1 protein-coding gene is annotated in these 1,042 nt (G+C 72.5%); it reads left to right on the top strand.

What is annotated here, in order from left to right; all coding sequences use genetic code 11:
- Nucleotides 1-1,042 (top strand): L,D-transpeptidase (locus tag H5J30_RS35440; protein WP_181791894.1); only part of this gene is annotated, 1,042 nt, incomplete at both ends.

Here is a 1,042-nt window from a genome sequence, read left to right as displayed (position 1 = left end):
CCGGGGGCAGGCGCGGATCACGGACGTCACGGCCGTGGACGAGAGCGGCCGGTACGTACGCGGCCGGCTGTCCGCCGACGGCCACACCTGGCGCAGCACCGTGCCGCTGGCCGCCCGGTCCCGCTACAGCGTCGAGGTGAGCACCGAGAACGACGACGGCGCACCCGGCCGCAAGCGGCTGACGTACCGCACGTCGGAGGCGCGGACCAAGAAGCCGATGAAGGTCGGGCTGGGCCCCGGCAAGGGCACGTACGGCGTCGGCCAGCCGCTGACGGTGAAGCTCGGCCGGGCGGTGAGGACCCAGGCGGAACGGGCCGTCGTCGAGCGCGGGCTGAAGGTCACCTCGGCCCCGGTGGTCGAGGGCGCCTGGTACTGGGTCGGCGACAGGGAACTGCACTACCGCCCCCGGGAGTACTGGCCCGCGGGCGCCCGGGTCCGGCTGGAGAGCAGGCTGGCGGGCGTGAAAGTGCGCGAGGGCGTCTACACGAGCGCCGCGAAGCCCCTCGACCTGCGGATCGGCGACCGCATCGAGGCCGTCACCGACGCCTCCGCGCACGAGATGACCGTCTACCGCAACGGCGAGGAGATCAACACCATCCCGGTCACCACCGGCAAGGCGGGCTTCGAGACCCGCAACGGCAAGAAGGTGGTGCTGGAGAAGCAGTCGAGCGTCCGGATGACCGGCGCCAGCATCGGCGTCGGCGGCACCGGCGAGGACTACGACCTCCAGGTGTCCTACGCGACCCGGGTCACGTGGAGCGGCGAGTACGTGCACGCCGCCCCCTGGTCCGTCGGCTCGCAGGGTGCCGCCAACGTGAGCCACGGCTGCACCGGGATGAGCACGGACGACGCCGCCTGGTTCTTCAAGACCGTACGGCCGGGCGACATCGTGGAGGTCGTCAACAGCTACGGCGAGGACATGGCCCCGTTCGGCAACGGCTTCGGGGACTGGAACCTCTCCTGGACCAAGTGGCAGGAAGGCAGCGCCCTGACGCCCGGCGTACGCGGCGGGGGCGGCCCGGCCGACGCCAACCGCCTCCGG

It is taken from the genome of Streptomyces phytophilus, assembly GCF_013870535.1.
GTDB lineage: Bacteria > Actinomycetota > Actinomycetes > Streptomycetales > Streptomycetaceae > Streptomyces > Streptomyces phytophilus.
The sequence above is the reverse complement of the archived record's forward strand: the minus strand, read 5'-3'. Positions and strand labels throughout refer to the sequence as shown.